Origin of the sequence: Rhodococcus sp. CX, assembly GCF_015865005.1 — a bacterium.
Lineage (GTDB): Bacteria > Actinomycetota > Actinomycetes > Mycobacteriales > Mycobacteriaceae > Rhodococcus.
This window is the reverse complement of the sequence record NZ_JADZGH010000179.1, coordinates 4,430-6,883: the sequence shown is the minus strand read 5'-3', so window position 1 is coordinate 6,883 and position 2,454 is coordinate 4,430. Positions and strand designations below refer to the sequence as shown.

The 2,454-nt window shown below is 70.7% G+C and carries 1 protein-coding gene; it reads right to left on the bottom strand.

Going from position 1 to position 2,454, the window contains the following annotated elements; translation table 11 throughout:
- Positions 1-2,454, bottom strand: a 2,454-nt coding sequence (locus tag I0Q12_RS18760; protein WP_231610999.1) for a condensation domain-containing protein, incomplete at both ends; no start/stop codon positions are given.

Below are 2,454 nucleotides of genomic sequence, written 5' to 3'. Positions count from 1 at the left end.
CACCGGCACCGTGTTCACGAACAACCCCACCATCGACTCCACTCCGTCGATCTGCGGCGGCCGACCCGACACCGTCGCACCGAACGCCACGTCCTCCCGCGATGTCAGCGACCCCAGCACCAGCCCCCACGCCACCTGCACCACCGTGTTCAACGTCGCCCCGCGATCACGCACCCACGCCGACAACGCCGCCGTCTCCTCCACACCGAAATCGGCACACACGTCCCGTGATTCGCGGTACCGGCGCGTTGGATCGTCCGGGACGACCAGTGTCGGCTCGTCGACGCCGGCGAGCGCACGTGCCCATTCGTCGAGGGAGTGTTCGCGGTCCTGCCGCTCGACCCAGGCGAGGTAGTCCCGGTACGAGGTGGGCCGCGGGAGGCCGGCGGGGTCGCCTTCGGTCGCGTACAGCATCAGCAGTTCGCGAACGAGGAGCGGCGTCGACCAGCCGTCGAGCAGCAGGTGATGGTTGGTCATGATCAGCCGGTGACTGTCCGGCCCGGTGGTGACCAGCAGCCACCGGATCAGCGGCGGTTGCGCGGGATCGAATCGTGTCGCCCGGTCTTCCGCCATGATCCGTTCGAGTTCGCGGTCGCGGTCGTCGGCGGGGAGAGCGGACAGATCGATCTCGGTGAACGGCAGTTCGACGCGATCCCGGACGATCTGTACCGGTCGTCCGTCGACGTCGGGCACGAACGTGGTGCGCAGGTTGGCGTGGCGGTCCAGCAGCACCGTTCCGGCGCGCCGCAACCGCTCCGCGTCGACCTGTCCGCGCAGCTCGAGCACCAGTTGCACCAGGTACGCGTCGACGGAGTCCTCCGACACCAGCGCATGGAACAGCAGACCCTCCTGCAGCGGCGACAGCGGCCACACGTCAGCCAGGTCCGGATACTGCCGCTCGAGTTCCTCGATCTGCGCCTGCTGCAGTGTCACCAGGTCCAGGTCGGACGGCGTGTGTCCCCCGGAGCCGGGGATGCGGGTGCGCTCCGCCAGCGCGGTGAGCACGCGGCACCACAGGTCGGCGACGTCGTGCACCTCGCCTGCGGTCAGTAGCCCGGTCGGGAACGCCCACGTGGCGCGCAGCCGAGGGCCGGTGCTGTCGTCGAGGGTGAGCGCGTTGATGTCCAGCGCCGCGGGCACCGGCATCTCCGGATCCTGGGCACCGCCGAGTTCCGAGCCGGCGTCGACGGGCATCCACGGTCCCGCCGGCATCCCGTCCGCTGTTCCGGTGGCGATGCGGCCGAGGTAGTTGAAGCCGATCTGCGGCCCAGCGTGTTCGCGCAGGATCGAGGCGGTTTCGTCGTCGAGATAGCGGAGCAGCCCGAAGCCGATGCCGTGGTCGGGGACCGCGAGGAGCTGTTCCTTGACGGACTTCACGGCCGCGTCCAGCGCAGGGCCGCCGCCGCAGGCGTCGTCGAGATCGATCCCGGCCAGGTCCAGCCGGACCGGGAAGCCGGTGGTGAACCAGCCGACGGTCCGGCTCAGCTCGGCGCCCGGTACCGTCTGTTCCTCCCGCCCGTGCCCTTCCAAGGCGATGAATGCGTCGTCGATCGGGGTGCCGCGGTTGCGGCGCCAGGCCGTCGCCGCGACCGCGAGTGCAGTGAGCAGACCGTCCGCGACGCTGCCGTGGAACGCATCGGGGACGGCGGTCAGCAGCGCCTCGGTCACGTCGGTCGGCAGTTCGACGCAGAAGTGCTCGGCCGTCGCGGTCACGTCGGTCGCGGGATCGAGCGGGCGGGATCCGATCGTCGGGTCGTCCCCGGCCGTGGTCGCGCGCCAGAAGTCGAGTTCGGCGAGCCGTTCGGGTTGCTGCGCGGCCTCGACCAGACCGTGCGCCCAGCGGCGCATCGACGTACCGACCGCGTCGAGCTGCGGGTTCTCTCCCGCCGCGATCTGCGACCACGCGGTCGCGAGATCCGGGACGAGGTTCCGCCACGACACCCCGTCCACGGCCGAATGATGGATCACGACCAGCAGCCGACCCGGGATTCCGGTGTCGGACGAGTCGGTGCCGGCGGGGTCGAACCACACCGCCTGCAGCACGATTCCCGAGGCCGGGTCGAGCCGGTCGGCGGCGGCGTCGAGTTCGGCGTGTGCGATGGCGTCGAAGTCGTCGCCGTGCGGGTCGGTGGCCACGCGGACGAGGACATCGTCGGCGTCGACGGTTCCGGTCGGCTGCACGGTCCAGGTCCACGTCCCGTTCGACGAGCGCAGCCGGGAGCGCAGCATGTCGTGCCGATCGAGCACGGCCTGGAGCGTGCGCGTGAGTGTCGTGTGGTCGATGCCGGCAGGTAGTTCGAGCAGGACCGCCTGGGAGAAGCGGGTGTGGTGCAGCGGGCTGCGGTCGAGGAGCCAGTGCATGACGGGGGTGAGCGGCAGGTCGCCGACCCCACCACCGGGCAGCTCCTCGAGCACCACCACACCGGCACCACCGGACGCCGCCACCTGCGCCAA